This is a genomic window from Candidatus Nanopelagicales bacterium, assembly GCA_028687755.1.
GTDB lineage: Bacteria > Actinomycetota > Actinomycetes > S36-B12 > S36-B12 > UBA11398.
This window is the reverse complement of record JAQTZL010000001.1, coordinates 299,556-316,291: the sequence shown is the minus strand read 5'-3', so window position 1 is coordinate 316,291 and position 16,736 is coordinate 299,556. Positions and strand designations below refer to the sequence as shown.

Below are 16,736 nucleotides of genomic sequence, written 5' to 3'. Positions count from 1 at the left end.
TCCTGTGAGGCGGAGAAGGGGGTCCTGATGGGCTCTGCACGCGCGCACGATCTTCGGACCGTGCTTTCTGGCGATGACATCGCCCGAGCTAGCCGCCGTATCGCTCACGAAATCGTCGAAAAAGCCAAAGGCGCATCCGATCTCGTACTCCTAGGAATTCCCACACGTGGTGTCACGCTGGCTCACCGCATTGGTCAAGCCATCGGTGAAATTGAAGGCATTGACGTTCCGGTCGGTGCTCTGGACATCACCTTGTATCGCGATGACCTTCGCTTGCGCCCAGCCCGCGCACTGGAAGAAACCTCAATCCCCGATGGTGGCATCGACGGCAAGATCGTGGTGTTAGTTGACGATGTGCTCTTCTCGGGTCGCACGATCCGCGCCGCCCTAGATGCACTCAACGATGTTGGCCGCCCAGCTGCTGTTCGCCTAGCGGTGCTTGTTGATCGTGGACATCGCGAACTTCCTATTCGACCTGACTATGTAGGCAAGAACATTCCAACATCACCAACAGAGAAAGTGCGCGTGCGCCTTTCAGAAATTGATGACATTGACTTAGTGGAAATTTCTGCCGGGGGAGATGAGTCATGAGACATCTGCTTTCAAGCGGCGATCTTGATCGCGATCAAGCACTCCTCATTCTTGATACTGCTGCAGAAATGGCCGCGCTGTCAGATCGCAGTGTGAAAAAGCTGCCGACCTTGCGTGGGCGCACCGTTGTCAATCTCTTCTTCGAAGATTCAACGCGCACCCGCATCTCCTTCGAGCTCGCAGCAAAGCGGCTCTCGGCAGATGTCATCAACTTTGCGGCAAAGGGTTCATCAGTTTCCAAGGGTGAAAGCCTGAAAGACACAGCATTGACCCTTGAAGCAATGGGTGCTGACGCTGTGGTGATTCGCCACTGGGATTCGGGTGCTCCGTACCGCCTTGCACATGCCAACTGGATTGGTGGCTCAGTTGTTAATGCAGGTGACGGCACTCACGAGCATCCAACGCAAGCATTGCTTGATGCGTACACCATGCGTCGTCACCTTCGTGATGGCAAAGGAGCGCTTGAAGGTGTGCGCGTAGCAATCGTTGGCGATATCTTGCACAGTCGTGTAGCGCGATCAAATGTGTTGTTGCTCCAAACCCTTGGTGCTGAAGTCACACTCGTTGCGCCACCAACCTTGTTGCCCATCGGTATGGATGTCTGGCCTTGCGAGGTTTCCTACGACATCGATTCGGTGTTGCCAAAGGTTGACGCAGTCATGATGTTGCGCGTGCAACAAGAACGCATGCAAGCCGCGTACTTCCCAACAGCGCGTGAATACAGCCGCCTGTATGGACTCAATGGTGATCGCATGCGCTTTCTTCCTGAGCACGCAATTGTGTTGCACCCAGGACCGATGAATCGCGGCATGGAGATTTCTGCAGAAGTCGCGGATAGTGATCGCGCAGTCATGGTTGAACAGGTTGCTAATGGCGTCAGTGTGCGTATGGCAGTTCTGTACTTGTTACTCGGCGGGGCAAAGGAGTTAAGCGAATGAGTACGTATGTCATCAGAGGTGTGCGCCCATATGGCGAAGATGCAGTGGACCTCGTCATCACTGATGGCGTGATCACCGAGCTTGCTCCCGTTGGCGCAGGCAAGGGTGAAGTCATTGAGGCTGATGGCCTTATTGCGTTGCCTGGCTTTGTTGATCTCCACACTCATTTGCGCGAGCCAGGCCGCGAAGACGCCGAAACCATTGAGTCCGGTTCGCAGGCTGCAGCCCTTGGTGGATACACCTGCGTGCATGCCATGGCCAACACGGATCCAGTTGCTGACACTGCAGGAGTTGTTGAGCAAGTCTGGCGTATTGGTCGCGAGGTTGGATTAGTTGATGTGCGCCCAGTAGGCGCAGTCACTGTGAATCTTGATGGCACGCACCTTGCTGAAATTGGCGCGATGGCCAACTCGGCTGCTGAAGTCACCGTCTTTAGTGATGACGGCAAGTGCGTGCACGATGCGCTATTGATGCGTCGCTGCCTTGAATACGTGAAAGCTTTCGGCGGCGTTGTCGCACAACATGCACAAGAACCACGTCTCACTGAAAATGCCCAGATGAATGAAGGTGCACTTTCGGGCAAGCTCGGCATGGTGGGTTGGCCGGCAGTTGCTGAAGAAGCGATCATCGCTCGAGATGTCCTCCTTGCCGAACATGTTGATTCACGTCTACATGCGTGCCACGTATCAACGGCTGGCTCAGTTGAAGTGATTCGCTGGGCAAAGAGCCGTGGTGTCAATGTCACTGCTGAAGTAACCCCACATCACTTGATCCTCACGGAAGATCTCGTTGAGACCTACAACCCGGTCTACAAAGTGAATCCTCCACTGCGCACGAAGAAAGACGTGCTCGCATTGCGCGAAGCATTGGCCGACGGCACCATCGACGCCCTTGCAACTGACCATGCGCCGCATCCACATGAGCACAAGGATTGTGAATGGGGAGCAGCAGCCATGGGCATGTTGGGATTACAAACAGCCTTTAGCGTGGTCATGGAAACCATGGTGGAGCCTGGCTTATTGGATTGGCGCGGCGTCGCTGACCGCATGTCGGTACAACCTGCTCGCATCGGTGGAGTTGCATCCCAAGGTCAGCCAATTGAAGTTGGCTCGGTTGCCAACATTGTGGTGATTGACCCACAGGCGAAGTGGACGGTGGTTCCCGAAGCACTTGCCTCGAAGAGTTCAAACACTCCCTATGCCGAACGCACTTTCCCAGGCACGATTGTGCACACCATCTATGCCGGTCGACCAACCGTGATTGGTGGAGTGCTCGCGTGATCTCGATTCTCGCTGACGCACAATCAGCTCAAGTAACCAATTGGCCGCTGCGGTTGTTACTGGTTGCCGCAACCTTGCTCGTGATTGCTGGCTTACTCGCGCTCATGCGCTGGGGTTGGAAAGGTCGCGAACGTCGTCAGATTGATGTGTCGCGTCCGTTGCCTGTTCCGCCGCATGACGCGACTTTCGTCATCGATATTCCTGGCGTGTACATCGGTGCTGCGCGTGCTGGTGACTGGCTTGATCGCATCGTGGTGCATGGCCTTGGAGTGCGAAGTCGCGCTGCTCTCAATATCGGTGAACGTGGGTTATGGGTTGAACGCGTTCATGCGAATTCATTTTTTGTGCCGGCAGACGAGATCAATCGCGTTCGCATTGATCGCGGTATCGCTGGCACTGTGCGCAGTAAAGACAGTGTGATCGTGGTGACCTTCGCCTTAGGAACCACATTGGTTGATTTTGGTTTTCGCCCAGATGAAGATGCGGGTCGCGACGTGATCGTGCGGGCATGTATCGATGCTGGTTTCAATGTAGATGAATTAGTAATTACGAAGGAGCAGTCATGAGTTCGCGTGAACCAGCAGTTCTCGTCCTTGAAGATGGGCGGGTGATGCACGGTGAACGTTATGGCGCAGCCGGTGTGACCTTTGGTGAGGCGGTGTTCTCAACGGGCATGTCCGGTTACCAGGAAACCCTCACTGATCCGTCATATGACCGTCAGGTTGTCGTGATGACTGCACCACACATTGGTAACACCGGTGTGAATGAAGAGGATCTTGAATCAACCAAGATTTGGGTAGCGGGTTATGTCGTGCGCGACCCATCACGTGTGTCCTCGAACTGGCGTTCAAGTGGCGACCTGGCTTCAGCGTTAGACAAGCAGGGCATTGTTGGCATCAGTGGTGTGGATACCCGTGCGCTCACTCGTCACTTGCGCGAACGCGGTGCGATGAAGGTTGGCATCTTTTCAGGAGAGGCGGCCACGCTTTCTGTTGCCGAACTCTTGACTCAGGTGCAAGCAAGCCCGGCAATGGCTGGTGCGAACCTCACTGATGAAGTCAGCACCGATAAGGCGTACATCGTGCCCGCAGTGGGCGCCAAAAAATTCACGGTCGCTGCGATTGACCTCGGCATCAAGTCAATGACCCCAGAGATGATGGCGGCACGTGGCATTGAAGTGCACGTCTTGCCTGCGGCTACATCAGTTGATGAAATCCTGGCCTTGAATCCAGATGGTGTGTTTTTCTCTAATGGCCCAGGTGACCCAGCTACTGCTGATGCAGCAGTAGCAACCATGACCGCGATGCTGCAAAAGAAGATGCCCGTGTTTGGTATCTGCTTTGGCAACCAGATTCTTGGTCGCGCGCTCGGGCTTGGCACCTACAAGCTTCGTTATGGTCACCGCGGCATAAATCAGCCGGTTCAAGATCTACGCACCGGCAAGGTGGAAATCACTGCGCATAACCATGGCTTCGCTGTTGATGCTCCGCGCGATGGTGATTTCGATACGCCATTTGGCAAAGCTCAGGTTTCGCACGTGTGCCTGAACGACGATGTTGTTGAAGGTTTGCGATGCCTAGAAGTGCCTGCGTTCAGTGTTCAGTACCACCCAGAAGCAGCAGCCGGTCCACATGATTCGGCTTACTTGTTCGATGAATTTATTGAGTTAATGAGCACATCAGGAAAGGTGCGTGCCTAATGCCACGTCGTGACGACATCAAGAGCGTCATGGTGATCGGGTCAGGCCCCATCGTCATTGGCCAAGCGTGCGAATTCGATTACTCAGGCACTCAAGCCTGCCGTGTTCTTCGCGATGAAGGCATTCGTGTGGTGTTGGTGAACTCCAACCCTGCAACGATCATGACTGACCCAGAGTTTTCAGATGCCACCTACATCGAACCCATCACTCCTGAGTTCGTTGAGCGGATCATCGCTAAGGAACGTCCAGATGCGCTGCTGCCAACCCTTGGTGGTCAGACAGCACTCAACACTGCAATTGCATTGCATAAGAACGGTGTGTTGGAAAAGTACGGCGTAGAACTCATTGGTGCTGACGTTGATGCAATTGAACGCGGTGAAAACCGCGAGATGTTCAAGAAGATCGTTGCTGACATTGGTGCTGAAAGCGCCCGCTCAGTTATCTGTCACTCACTTCAAGAGTGCCTTGATGCTGTTGATGACTTGGGTTACCCAATGGTGGTTCGCCCATCATTCACCATGGGTGGCGCAGGTTCAGGAATGGCGTACAACGAAGAAGATCTTCGACGCATCGCTGGCGCAGGCCTACAGGCAAGCCCAACCACCGAGATTCTTCTTGAAGAGTCAATCCTTGGTTGGAAGGAATACGAGCTCGAACTCATGCGCGATCACCGCGACAACGTCGTGGTGATTTGTTCAATCGAGAACTTGGATCCAATGGGCGTGCACACCGGAGACTCCATCACAGTGGCCCCCGCGCTCACGCTCACAGACCGTGAATTCCAGCGCATGCGCGATGTCGGCATTGAAATCATTCGCGCTGTTGGCGTTGATACCGGCGGTTGCAATATTCAATTTGCGGTGAATCCCGAAGACGGTCGCCTGATCGTCATCGAAATGAACCCACGCGTGTCACGTTCATCGGCACTTGCATCCAAGGCCACAGGCTTCCCAATTGCCAAGATTGCTGCTCGCTTGGCTGTTGGCTACACCCTGGATGAGATTCCAAACGACATCACCAAGGAAACTCCAGCCTCGTTCGAACCGACCCTGGACTACATCGTGGTGAAGGTTCCTCGCTTCGCGTTCGAGAAGTTCCCGAATGCTGATTCGACGCTCACCACCACCATGAAGAGCGTGGGTGAAGCCATGGCGATTGGCCGTAACTTCACTGAAGCCCTGCAGAAGGCACTGCGTTCCTTGGAAAAGAAGGAAGCGGTGTTCTCGTGGCCAGCAACTAAGGCTGAGGTCAATATTGCTGAACTCAAGGCCACGATGGGTCGTCCGCATGATGGGCGCCTCTCGTTGGTGCAGTTGGCACTGTGGGCTGGAGTGTCACCAGAAGAAGTTTTCGACATCACCAAGATCGATCCGTGGTTCCTTGATCAGATCTGTTTGATCAACGAAATCGCTGATGAAGTACGCGCTGCATCGAAGTTGGATTATCAGGTCCTGCGCTACGCAAAGCGTCACGGCTTCTCAGATCTCCAGATCGCACGCTTGCGTGGGCTCACGGAAGCTGAAGTGCGCGGTCAGCGTCATGAGCTGGGTCTTCGCCCGGTGTACAAAACCGTTGATACTTGCGCTGCAGAATTTGCAGCCAAGACTCCGTATCACTACTCGGCATATGACGAAGAGACGGAAGCGATTCCAAGTGATCGCGAGAAGGTCATCATCTTGGGTTCAGGCCCTAACCGCATCGGTCAAGGTATTGAGTTTGATTACTCATGCGTGCACGCAGCCTTGACTCTGCGCGAAGCTGGTTACGAGACCATCATGGTGAACTGCAACCCTGAAACTGTGTCTACCGACTATGACACATCAGATCGCTTGTACTTCGAGCCGCTCACTCTTGAAGATGTGCTCGAAATTGTTCATGCGGAATCAGCAGCCGGAAAGCTCGCTGGCGTGATCGTGCAACTTGGCGGTCAGACTCCGCTTGGTTTAGCTCAGGTGCTCAAGGATGCAGGCGTGCCAATCGTTGGAACGTCACCTGAATCCATTCACCTTGCTGAAGAGCGTGGTGCTTTTGGTCGCGTGCTTGCTGAAGCTGGTCTGATCGCGCCTAAGCACGGCATGGCAGCTTCCTTCCCAGAAGCTCAAGCCATTGCGGCTGAGGTGGGTTACCCAGTGCTGGTGCGCCCAAGTTATGTCCTTGGTGGACGTGGCATGGAAATCGTGTACGACGATGCAATGCTGGCTGATTACCTCGAGCGCTCAACGGAAATCAATGTTGACCATCCAGTGTTGGTGGACCGCTTCCTTGACGATGCCATTGAAATTGACGTTGATGCTCTATATGACGGTAAGGAACTCTTCCTTGCTGGCGTGATGGAACACATCGAAGAAGCGGGTATTCACTCCGGTGACTCCGCATGTGCCTTGCCACCGATCACCTTGGGTGCAAGTCAGATCGAGCGCATTCGCAAGTCAACGGAAGCCATTGCCAAGGGTGTTGGAGTCCTTGGATTGCTGAACGTGCAATACGCATTGGCATCTGATGTGCTCTATGTCCTTGAAGCCAACCCACGTGCATCGCGCACCGTGCCATTCGTGTCAAAGGCAACCGCCGTGCATGTAGCAAAAGCTGCAGCACGCGTGATGATGGGTCAAAGCATTGCTGATCTGCGTAAGCAGGGGATTCTTCCGGAACTTGGCGATGGCGGAACTCTGCCTGATGGTTGTGCGGTATCGGTGAAGGAAGCAGTGCTGCCCTTTGGTCGCTTCCAAGGTGTTGACACAGTGCTTGGTCCAGAGATGCGTTCAACTGGTGAAGTGATGGGTCTTGATGACACCTTCGGTGTCGCGTTCGCCAAGGCCCAAGACGCAGCATCTGGCGCCTTGCCAACAAGTGGCACTGTGTTCGTCTCACTTGCTGATCGCGATAAGCGTGCTGCGATCTTCCCACTGATGCGCTTGAGTGATCTTGGGTTCAAGATCCTTGCCACATCAGGAACAGCAGATGTGCTGCGTCGCAACGGTGTGAAGTGTGAAGTCATTCGCAAGGCATATGAAGGCACCGGAGATGCAGGGGAGCCAACCACTGTTGATGCGATTATGAATGGCGACATTCAATTGATCATCAATACGCCGTATGGTGTGGGTGCTCGCCTTGATGGTTATGAAATTCGCACTGCCGCCGTGATGAAGGGTGTTCCTTCCATCACCACCGTGCAAGGTTTGGGTGCCGTTGTTCAAGGCATTGATTCCCTTCAGCATGAAGAGTCAACTGTTCGTTCGCTCCAGGAGCATGGAGCTGATCTCGATCGGCTCCGCGCGGCTCAACGCGATAGCCTCCTTGCCTCAACGAAGGAGGCCTAACCATGGCTCCACTGCAAATCACCGGTCAGGTGCTCGACGTGCGTCGAGCTGGCATGTACACCGTGATGTCGTTAACCGCGCCAGGCTTAGCTGAGCGCACCCGCCCTGGTCACTTCCTGAACATCGGTATCGGTGGCGAAGAGTCAGGGCTGTTGCTTCGTCGTTCGTTTGCGATCTATCAAGTGCAATCTCGCGGTGTGTATGGCGGATCAGTGGATATCGTGATCGGCGTGCATGGCAAGGGCACGCAGTGGCTCGTTGATCGTCGTCGTCATGATTACTTGAGCATTGTCGGACCACTTGGGCGTCCGTTCACGTTGCCGAAGGAGCCAGCGAACTGCATCCTGGTTGGTGGCGGTTACGGAACTGCACCGTTGTTCATGCTTGCTGATCAATTGCGTGAACGCGGTTGCCGAGTTGATGTTATTGCTGGCGCAGCAACCGAAGAGAAGCTTTTTGGCACGTTAGAAATTAAGCGCGCTGCTGCAACGTTGACTGTTACTACTGATGATGGTTCGTTGGGTGTGCAAGGTCGCGTCACTGATGTGCTTGACGACATCATCACCAAGACTCAAGCAGATGTCGTGTACGCCTGCGGGCCGATGGGCATGCTTTCTGCAGTCGCTGACATTGCAACTGCACGCGGTGTCTACAGCCAGTGCTCAGTCGAAGAATCCATGGCCTGCGGCGTTGGGGTGTGTATGACCTGCGTGTTGCCTGTCATTGGCGACGATGGCATCACTCGGATGGTGCGTTCATGCGTTGAAGGCCCTGTTTTCCGCGGTGATCGCGTGCGCTGGAGTGATGTGGGTACCGTCCCATCTGACACTCTCGGTGCTCCAACGGGAGGTCACTAATGTCTCGCGCACTTATTACTAGCGGTCCAGTTGACCCAACAGTGAATCTTCCATCAGTTGATATGTCGACTTCGCTTGGCTACTTCGAATCACCAGCTCCGGTGTTCACCGCTTCTGGTTGTGCAGCTGCGGGCAAGGAACTCGATCAGTTCTTCGACATCACGCAACTGGGTGGCATTGTCACCAAGAGTGTGATGATGAATGCGCGTTCGGGTCGTGCAACTCCGCGTATGGCCGAAACGCCCAGTGGGATGTTGAACTCCATTGGTTTGCAAGGCCCTGGCATTGATTCATTCATTGAAAATGATCTGGCATGGTTGCGTCAACGCGGTGCTCGCACAGTGGTGTCCATTGCCGGTGGCAGTGTTGAGGAATACGGCAAGTTGGCAGCCAAGCTGCGCACTGTTGATGGCATCAGTGCCATTGAGGTCAATATTTCTTGCCCCAACGTTGAAGATCGCGGCCAAGTTTTTGCTTGCGATCCAAACTCTTCTTCACAGGTTATTCAGGCCGTGCGGCGAAATTCTGATACGAAAATTCCAATCATTGCCAAGCTTTCACCTGACGTCACCAGCATCGTTTCTATTGCGCAGGCTGTTGAACGTGCGGGTGCAGATGCCGTTGCTGTCATTAACACCACCCTTGGCATGGTTATCGATCTAGATTCCATGCGCCCAGCACTCGGTGGTATCACCGGTGGACTTTCCGGCCCGGCAATTCGCCCGATGGCAGTGCGCTGTGTATGGCAGATCCACGAAGCATTGCCACACCTTCCAATTCTTGGCATGGGTGGTATTCGCAATGGTAAAGATGCGTTGCAATTCATATTGGCGGGTGCAAGTGCAGTGTCTGTTGGCACGGTGACGTTCCATGATCCGTCCGCACCATTGCGCGTTCAGCAAGAACTTGAAATCGCATTGGCTCAACGCGGCTTTGCAACCTTGCGTGAAGCTATTGGCTTTGCGCACCGCGGCCCAGATGTCGCTGTAGTTGAAGAGGAACAAGAGTGAATAAGGCACCTATCGCAGTAGCTATTGATGCGCCTGATCTTGGTGTGGTGCGTGCGTGGTCGCGGGCAGTGTCGCCTGTGGTCTCAACGCTCAAGGTTGGTCTTGAGGTGTATTGCCGCGATGGCGCTGCTGCAGTGCACGCGGCTCGTCAAGGTGCAGCGGAAGTTGGTTCACCGGATGTGCAGATCTTCCTTGATCTGAAATTGCATGACATTCCTGCAACAGTTGCTGGGGCTGCGCTTGCAGTTGCTGAACTTGAGCCAGCTTTTCTCACTGTGCATGCATCAGGTGGCGCGGCAATGATTGAAGCTGCTGCAAATGCTTTGCCTAACACCAAAATCACTGCAGTCACCGTGCTTACTTCGATTGATGAAGCAACGCTGGAAAGTATTGGCATGGCAGGCCCAGCAATTGAAGCTGCAGTGAGATTGGCGAAGGTTGCGGTTGGAGCAGGCGCACGAGCAATTGTGTGTTCACCTCTTGAGGTTGCGGCCATCCGTGCCGTTGTTCCAGCAGACATCACCTTGATCACACCTGGTGTTCGCCCAGCGGGGGCTGCTGTGAATGATCAAAAGCGCGTGGCAACTCCGCAGGATGCGATTGCATCGGGAGCAGATCTTTTAGTGATTGGTCGACCAATTACTGCGGCACCGGATCTCACTGAAGCGGCATGGACAATCGCGAAGTCCCTAGGCGCTTAAGTGGCAGCACCAGTCCGTACACCTGAACAACGAGCAGCAGCTCTGGATGCAGCGCTGCAGGCTCGGCGCCTTCGTGCGCAATTGCGCGTAGATCTCAAATCAGGTCAGTTGGATCCCACGGTCATTGTCAGTGGTGCCGAGCAAGATGCGATCTATGCAAATTTGCGCGTGCGGTGGTTATTGGAGTCTTTGCCAGGTGTTGGCCCGATTAAGGCTGAACACGTGATGGATCAATTAGGTATCGCAGCTACCCGCCGCGTAGGTGGGCTCAATGATCGTCAGCGTGCGATATTAGTAGAAACGATTTCCCGATGAGGGCCCCACTCGTTGTTGTGTCAGGCCCATCTGGCGTAGGTAAGAGCACCGTGGTGCAAGCCGTGCTGAGGCAATCGCCGGACGTGTGGCTGTCTGTTTCAGCAACGACTCGCGCCGCCCGCCCAGGTGAAGTCGATGGCGAGCATTACTTCTTCTTGAGTCAGGTGCAGTTCGATGATTTGGTCGCCAAGGGGGAGCTGCTGGAGTGGGCCACCTTCGCCGGCAATAGCTATGGCACGCCACGTAAGCCCGTGGATGAGCGTCGGGCCCAAGGCATCCCAGTCGTCCTAGAAATTGAGTTATTCGGAGCCCGGCAGGTTCGTCAGGCCGATCCTGGCGCTCGATTGGTATTTCTGGCGCCCCCATCGTGGGAGGTCTTGGAGGCGCGCCTACGAGGCCGGGGCACCGAATCCGAGGAGGCGGTTGCCGCTCGGCTGGAGGCCGCGAGGGTGGAAATGGCAGCCCAAGGGGAGTTCGACGAGATCGTGGTCAATACCGACGTCGAGACGGCCGCACAAACCTTGGTAGGCTTCCTGCATGACAACACCCCGCGGTGAGGGCATCGTTTACCCCTCAATTGACTCACTTCTCGAAAAGACCGACTCCAAGTTCTCACTTGTGAGCTATGCGTCAAAGCGGGCCCGTCAGATCAATGCGTACTACTCACAGCTGGGCGAAGGCCTGCTTGAGTACGTCGGTCCACTTGTTGAGACCCACTTGCAAGAAAAGTCGATCTCGATCGCACTTCGCGAAATCGACGCAGGGTTGCTCACCTCAGAGCCTCTCGAGGAGCAGGCCTGACCACCACTTCATTCGAGGCCGGTTCACCCATCACGGGTGGCCGGCCTCGAGTCGTGCTGGGGGTAGCCGGTGGCATTGCGGCGTACAAAGCCGTTGAGGTGTTACGCGGTCTTGCTGAATCCGGACACGACGTCACTGTTGTTCCCACCGATGCTGCACTGAAATTTGTTGGCGAACCCACCTGGTCAGCGCTTTCTGGAAAGCCCGTTGCCAGCGATGTATGGAGCAATATTTCTGACGTTCCACATGTGCGACTTGGGCAAACTGCAGATGTTGTTGTGATTGCACCAGCAACAGCTGATCTCCTTGCACGAGCAACACATGGCGTTGCCAATGATCTTTTGACCAACACCTTGCTCACTGCACGCTGCCCAATCGTGATGGCGCCGGCAATGCACACTGAAATGTGGGTGCATCCAGCAACCCAAGCCAATGTTGCGCAGCTGCGAGCTCGCGGAATTATCGTGCTGGAACCAGCCAGTGGTCGATTGACTGGTGCGGACACTGGGCCTGGTCGTTTACCTGATCCGTCCGCAATCGTTGACGCGGTGAAAGATGTTCTTCGTCGCAAGCCAACGAATGATCTTGCGGGTGTGAAGATCGTGATTAGTGCTGGTGGCACTCACGAAGCTTTAGATCCGGTGCGTTATCTCGGTAATCGCAGTAGCGGCAAGCAAGGTGTGGAGTTAGCGCGCACAGCAGTGTCACGTGGAGCCCACGTCACCTTGGTTGCAGCCCATATGCACGTTGAACCTCCTGCCGGTGTTGAGTTGGTGCGGGTGAGTTCTGCTCAAGATCTTTACGAAGCGATGTGTGCGCATACGGGTGATGTCGTGGTGATGGCTGCCGCGGTTGCTGACTTCAAGCCACACACTGAAGCTGGCAAGAAGATAAAGAAAGAACACCTTGATAGTGACCAAGTCTTAATGGAACTCACCACAACCGTTGATGTGCTCGCCAGTTTGGTCAAGCAGCGCTCAGGGTCGTCACCGCTGATTGTCGGCTTTGCTGCAGAAACGGCTGATCATCATGATCATTTACTCGAACTTGGCCAGTCCAAGTTGGCGCGTAAGGGCTGTGACCTGCTGGTGGTCAATGAAGTTGGGACCCAAGAGGTCTTTGGGTCTCATGAGAACAGTGTGGTGATCTTGGGTGCTGATGGCACCGCAGTTCAGATTGACCGGAGTTCAAAAGCTCAGGTTGCAGATGCGCTTTGGGACCTTGTCGCTCCACGGGTTTCCTAGGTTCAACAGATAGACTTCAAGTTCGCAATTGACGGGCATCCGTCAGCAATTAAGGGGTAGGGCAAGTGTCGAAGCGACTGTTTACTTCTGAGTCCGTTACCGAGGGCCATCCAGACAAAATGGCTGACGCCATCAGTGATGCGATCCTCGACGATCTCTTGCGTCAGGACCCAACGAGCCGTGTTGCAGTGGAAACCATGCTGACCACTGGCCAGGTTCATGTTGCTGGCGAAGTCACCACCTCAGGTTTTGCTGACGTGATGAACCTCGTGCGCGAAACCGTTCTTGAAATCGGCTACGACTCTTCAACCAAGGGTTTCGATGGCGAGTCTTGTGGCATTCAGGTGTCCATCGGCAAGCAGTCACCTGACATTGCCATGGGTGTTGACGATGCCTACGAAGAGCGCGCAGAAGGCTCATCGGATCCATTGGACCGTCAAGGCGCTGGCGACCAAGGCTTGATGTTTGGTTACGCCTGCACCGACACCGTTGAATTGATGCCACTGCCAATTTCATTGGCTCACCGTTTGTCAGAGCAGCTCACTGCAGTGCGCAAGGACGGCACCGTTCCTTACCTTCGCCCAGATGGTAAGACCCAAGTCACCATCGAATACGACGAGAATCAGCGCCCAGTTCGCATCGATACCATCGTGGTTTCCAGTCAGCATGCAGCTGACATCAACCTCGACACCATGCTTGCTCCAGATATCCGCAAGTACGTTGTTGAGCCAGTGCTTGAAGCCATTGACCTTGATTCCAAGGATTTCCGTTTGCTCGTGAACCCAACAGGCAACTTCGTTGTCGGTGGACCAATGGGCGATGCGGGCCTGACCGGCCGCAAGATCATCGTTGACACCTACGGCGGTATGGCTCGTCACGGTGGCGGTGCATTCTCCGGCAAAGACCCTTCAAAGGTTGACCGTTCGGCTGCCTACGCAATGCGTTGGGTGGCCAAGAACGTCGTTGCCGCTGGCCTTGCTACTCGCTGTGAAGTTCAGGTTGCCTACGCCATTGGCAAAGCGCATCCTGTTGGCGTATTTGTTGAGACTTTTGGCACCGGCGTGAAGAGTGACGAAGCAATCCAAGAAGCCGTGCTTCGCGTCTTTGATCTTCGCCCAGCAGCGATCATTCGCGATCTTGACCTTCTGCGTCCGATCTACCGCACCACAGCTGCGTACGGTCACTTTGGTCGCCCACAAGGTGTGAACTCCTTGCTCGACAATGCTGATGCTGCAAAGCGCACGCAGGTCGGACCAACATTCACGTGGGAAAGCACTGACCGTGCCGAGCAACTGCGTGAGGTTGCAGGCCTCTAGCCTGTTCGCGTGAGTGATCAGCTTGAGTTTCTGCCCAAGCGCACCAAACCGGTGCGCAAGGCTGCGTCTCTTGCTGAAGTAAACCCTGTTGCACAGGTGCGCATTGATGCACCATTGCCGCATCTTGATCGCATTTTCGATTATTCGATTCCTGCTGCCCTTGATGAGCAGGTGCAATCAGGCGTGCGGGTGCGTGTGCGCTTTGCTGGTCGCTTGATCAATGGTGTGGTCGTTGGACGCATTGCTGAAAGTGAAGCCAAGAGTCTGCGCCCATTAGAGCGGGTGCTTGGGCCAGAGCCAATCCTCACGCCAGCAACTACAGCACTCGTCACAGCAACAGCAGAGCGTTTCGCGGGAACCTTTAGTGATGTATTTCGTTCAGCCGTGCCGCCAAGACATGCTCGAGCTGAAAGTGCGCCTTTAACACGAACGCCAATCACCACCGAACTCACTGAAGAAAACTGGGCATCGTGGGATCGATATGTGCATGGTCGTGCGTTGTTACAACGCGCAAGTGAAGGTCGCCTAGTGCATGTGCGCGGAGTTTGGGGGAGTGCGCCAGCTCAATCGTGGACCTCAGACGTTGTTGCATTAATCCGCGCAGTACTTTCACAAGAAACAGGTGGCGTGCTCGTAATAGTTCCTGATGCCTGGGATGTGCAGCAACTTGTGAGCGCCACGAATGACCTGAAAGACACTCGAGCACTCTTAAGTGCAGAACTTGGCCCAGAGCGCCGGTATCGAGAATTCCTTTCTGTGTTGCGTGGTGAAGCACGCGTGGTGATTGGCACACGTAACGCAGTGTTTGCGCCAGTGAAAGATCTGCAACTCGTGATCGTGTGGGACGACGCTGATGATGCCTGTTGGGAACCGCAAGCGCCGTATTGGAATGTGCGTGATGTTGCGGCGTTGCGTTCGCAACTTGAAGGTTGTGCGCTTCTTGTTGGTGGGCCTTCACGCAGCGTGGAAACCCAAAGTTGGATTGAAAGTGGTTGGGCAACAGCCCTTGAGCCTGAACGTGATTGGTTGCGCGCTCATGCGCCGGTGATTCGCGCCTTGGAAACCGAAGATCTTGCACGCGATCCAGCTGCAGCGTCCGCACGTATTCCGCATACTGCCTGGGCTGTTGCCAAGGAGGGGTTGCGCACGGGGCCCGTGTTGATCCAAGTGCCGCGCAAGGGTTACTTGCCGTTGCTGTCCTGTCAGCAATGTCGCGAACCAGCGTTATGTGCGTGCGGTGGCCCGCTCTCCATTAAGTCCAATAATGCAGTGCCGCAATGCATGTGGTGTGGAGCACTCGTTGGTAACTGGTCGTGCACGAATTGCAAGAGCACCAAGTTCAGAGCAGTAGCAACAGGGGTTGAGCGAACTGCGGAAGAATTTGGTCGAGCCTTTCCTGGCACGCCCATCATTTGGTCTTCAGGAGACAACATTCATCGCGAGGTCGATGCAACACCTGCACTGGTCGTGGCAACTCCGGGGGTTGAACCAATTGCAGCAGATGGCTATGCAGCAATCGTGCTCCTTGATGCTCGCGGCCAGTTGATGCGCACTGGATTGCGGGCGAGCGAAGAGGCAGTGCGCCGTTGGTTTGCGGCTGCGTTACTTGCACGACCAAAAGCACATGTCGTGCTTACGGCTGATCATGCGTTGACGTCAGTGCAAGCGCTCGTGCGTTGGGACGCTGGCTGGTTTGCCATGCGTGAGCTTGCTGATCGCAAGGCAACGGGGTTGCCTCCTGAATCACGAGCAGCAGTACTCAAGGGTGAGCACAATGATCTGATCGAAGTGATCACTTCATTAGAAAAAAGCATTGATGTTCGGGTTTTAGGACCAACGGACGGCAAAGCGATTGTGCTGGTGAATCGCCAAGATGGAGCGCAATTAGCGGCTGCTTTACATGCGATTACTGCGGCTAGAAGTGCCAAGGCAGCGCTCGGTGCGGTGCATGTGTATCTGGATCCTCGGGAGCTCTAACTACGTCAAAGAGCGATAGACATCTCGACGATGTCCGATGCGGATGACGAGAATGATGAGTTGTTCATCAAGAACTTCGTACAAGATTCGAAAATCTCCAACGCGGACTCGGTAAACGCCATTCTCACCCGTGAGTGCAATGCAATGAGGCGGGCGAGGATTGTCCGAGAGTAATTCGATAGCGGCACGTATGCGTTGTTGATCGGTTCGCTCTAGAGATCGTAAGGACCGTTCAGCCTTACGAGTGAGCTGAACTGTGTGAGGCTCAATCACATCAACCCAAGGTCTGCTTTTACCTGCTCCCACGGCACGAAGTCGGATGCTTCTCTGGCAAGGGCGAGCTCAGCTCGATCCAGGACATCTTCGGCAGTTTCGAGAAGGCGTTCATAGACCTCGGGGTCCAAGACCACTGCAATTGTTCGCCCGCGTTTGGTCAGGTACACCGGTTCACCGCTTCGGTGAGCGCCTTCAATGACCTCGGCGAGGCCCTCTCGTGCTTCGCTGATGGGTATTTTCTTCATGTACGAATCGTACAATTCAAGATGTGGATGGGCAAGGGCCTGAATATTCATGGCTGAGGTGTATCAAGTCGCGCTGACTTTTCGAGGGGCGCTGGGCTAGTTATCCACAGAGTGTGGGGCAGAAGTTGCGAGTGTGGCTACCGGGATCTATGAGGTTTCCTCGCTA

At 54.8% G+C, this 16,736-nt stretch carries 17 protein-coding genes; 15 read left to right on the top strand and 2 right to left on the bottom strand.

The features are described 5' to 3' along the window. Positions 1–27: 27 nt before the first annotated feature. The 15 genes from pyrR (at position 28) to PHN51_01645 (ending at position 16,049) form a co-directional block, all read left to right on the top strand. On the top strand, positions 28–591 hold the full coding sequence (pyrR, locus tag PHN51_01715) for a bifunctional pyr operon transcriptional regulator/uracil phosphoribosyltransferase PyrR (GenBank protein ID MDD2817497.1): 564 nt from the start codon (positions 28–30) through the stop codon (positions 589–591). Further along, entirely contained in the window at positions 588–1,529 is a 942-nt protein-coding gene (locus tag PHN51_01710) for an aspartate carbamoyltransferase catalytic subunit (GenBank protein MDD2817496.1), read from the top strand. Before pyrR ends, PHN51_01710 begins: the two co-directional genes overlap by 4 nt. After that, the gene (locus PHN51_01705) at positions 1,526–2,809 is read left to right on the top strand and encodes a dihydroorotase (protein MDD2817495.1); all 1,284 of its coding nucleotides are present in this window, start codon (positions 1,526–1,528) and stop codon (positions 2,807–2,809) included. The genes PHN51_01710 and PHN51_01705 overlap by 4 nt, the downstream gene beginning before the upstream one ends. Continuing rightward, positions 2,806–3,375, top strand: coding sequence for a hypothetical protein (locus PHN51_01700; protein MDD2817494.1), 570 nt, complete (start codon positions 2,806–2,808; stop codon positions 3,373–3,375). Before PHN51_01705 ends, PHN51_01700 begins: the two co-directional genes overlap by 4 nt. Further along, complete coding sequence (carA, locus tag PHN51_01695; GenBank protein MDD2817493.1) at positions 3,372–4,508, top strand: glutamine-hydrolyzing carbamoyl-phosphate synthase small subunit; 1,137 nt, start codon at positions 3,372–3,374, stop codon at positions 4,506–4,508. Before PHN51_01700 ends, carA begins: the two co-directional genes overlap by 4 nt. Next, a complete protein-coding gene (carB, locus tag PHN51_01690) occupies positions 4,508–7,828 on the top strand; it encodes a carbamoyl-phosphate synthase large subunit (protein ID MDD2817492.1) in 3,321 nt (1,106 codons plus the stop codon). The genes carA and carB overlap by 1 nt, the downstream gene beginning before the upstream one ends. A gap of 2 nt (positions 7,829–7,830) precedes the next feature. Next, a complete protein-coding gene (locus tag PHN51_01685; GenBank protein MDD2817491.1) occupies positions 7,831–8,685 on the top strand; it encodes a dihydroorotate dehydrogenase electron transfer subunit in 855 nt (284 codons plus the stop codon). Further along, on the top strand, positions 8,685–9,695 hold the full coding sequence (locus tag PHN51_01680; GenBank protein ID MDD2817490.1) for a dihydroorotate dehydrogenase: 1,011 nt from the start codon (positions 8,685–8,687) through the stop codon (positions 9,693–9,695). The genes PHN51_01685 and PHN51_01680 overlap by 1 nt, the downstream gene beginning before the upstream one ends. Further along, the gene (gene pyrF / locus PHN51_01675) at positions 9,692–10,396 is read left to right on the top strand and encodes an orotidine-5'-phosphate decarboxylase (GenBank protein MDD2817489.1); all 705 of its coding nucleotides are present in this window, start codon (positions 9,692–9,694) and stop codon (positions 10,394–10,396) included. The genes PHN51_01680 and pyrF overlap by 4 nt, the downstream gene beginning before the upstream one ends. Then, entirely contained in the window at positions 10,397–10,711 is a 315-nt protein-coding gene (mihF, locus tag PHN51_01670) for an integration host factor, actinobacterial type (protein MDD2817488.1), read from the top strand. Further along, the gene (gene gmk / locus PHN51_01665; protein MDD2817487.1) at positions 10,708–11,268 is read left to right on the top strand and encodes a guanylate kinase; all 561 of its coding nucleotides are present in this window, start codon (positions 10,708–10,710) and stop codon (positions 11,266–11,268) included. Before mihF ends, gmk begins: the two co-directional genes overlap by 4 nt. Continuing rightward, the gene (gene rpoZ / locus PHN51_01660) at positions 11,249–11,512 is read left to right on the top strand and encodes a DNA-directed RNA polymerase subunit omega (protein ID MDD2817486.1); all 264 of its coding nucleotides are present in this window, start codon (positions 11,249–11,251) and stop codon (positions 11,510–11,512) included. The genes gmk and rpoZ overlap by 20 nt, the downstream gene beginning before the upstream one ends. Positions 11,513–11,565: 53 nt before the next feature. Further along, positions 11,566–12,756, top strand: coding sequence for a bifunctional phosphopantothenoylcysteine decarboxylase/phosphopantothenate--cysteine ligase CoaBC (gene coaBC / locus PHN51_01655; GenBank protein MDD2817485.1), 1,191 nt, complete (start codon positions 11,566–11,568; stop codon positions 12,754–12,756). A gap of 65 nt (positions 12,757–12,821) precedes the next feature. After that, complete coding sequence (gene metK / locus PHN51_01650; protein ID MDD2817484.1) at positions 12,822–14,072, top strand: methionine adenosyltransferase; 1,251 nt, start codon at positions 12,822–12,824, stop codon at positions 14,070–14,072. A 9-nt stretch (positions 14,073–14,081) separates the two neighbouring features. Further along, positions 14,082–16,049, top strand: a complete 1,968-nt coding sequence (locus PHN51_01645) for a hypothetical protein (GenBank protein MDD2817483.1) — start codon at positions 14,082–14,084, stop codon at positions 16,047–16,049. Here the strand turns inward: PHN51_01645 and PHN51_01640 are convergent, their stop codons facing one another. Both PHN51_01640 and PHN51_01635 read right to left on the bottom strand, forming a co-directional pair. After that, positions 16,050–16,322: a type II toxin-antitoxin system RelE/ParE family toxin gene (locus PHN51_01640; GenBank protein MDD2817482.1), complete on the bottom strand. Its 273-nt coding sequence runs from the start codon at positions 16,320–16,322 to the stop codon at positions 16,050–16,052. It lies immediately after the preceding gene. Continuing rightward, positions 16,319–16,570: a type II toxin-antitoxin system Phd/YefM family antitoxin gene (locus tag PHN51_01635; GenBank protein MDD2817481.1), complete on the bottom strand. Its 252-nt coding sequence runs from the start codon at positions 16,568–16,570 to the stop codon at positions 16,319–16,321. Before PHN51_01635 ends, PHN51_01640 begins: the two co-directional genes overlap by 4 nt. Positions 16,571–16,736 lie beyond the last annotated feature (166 nt).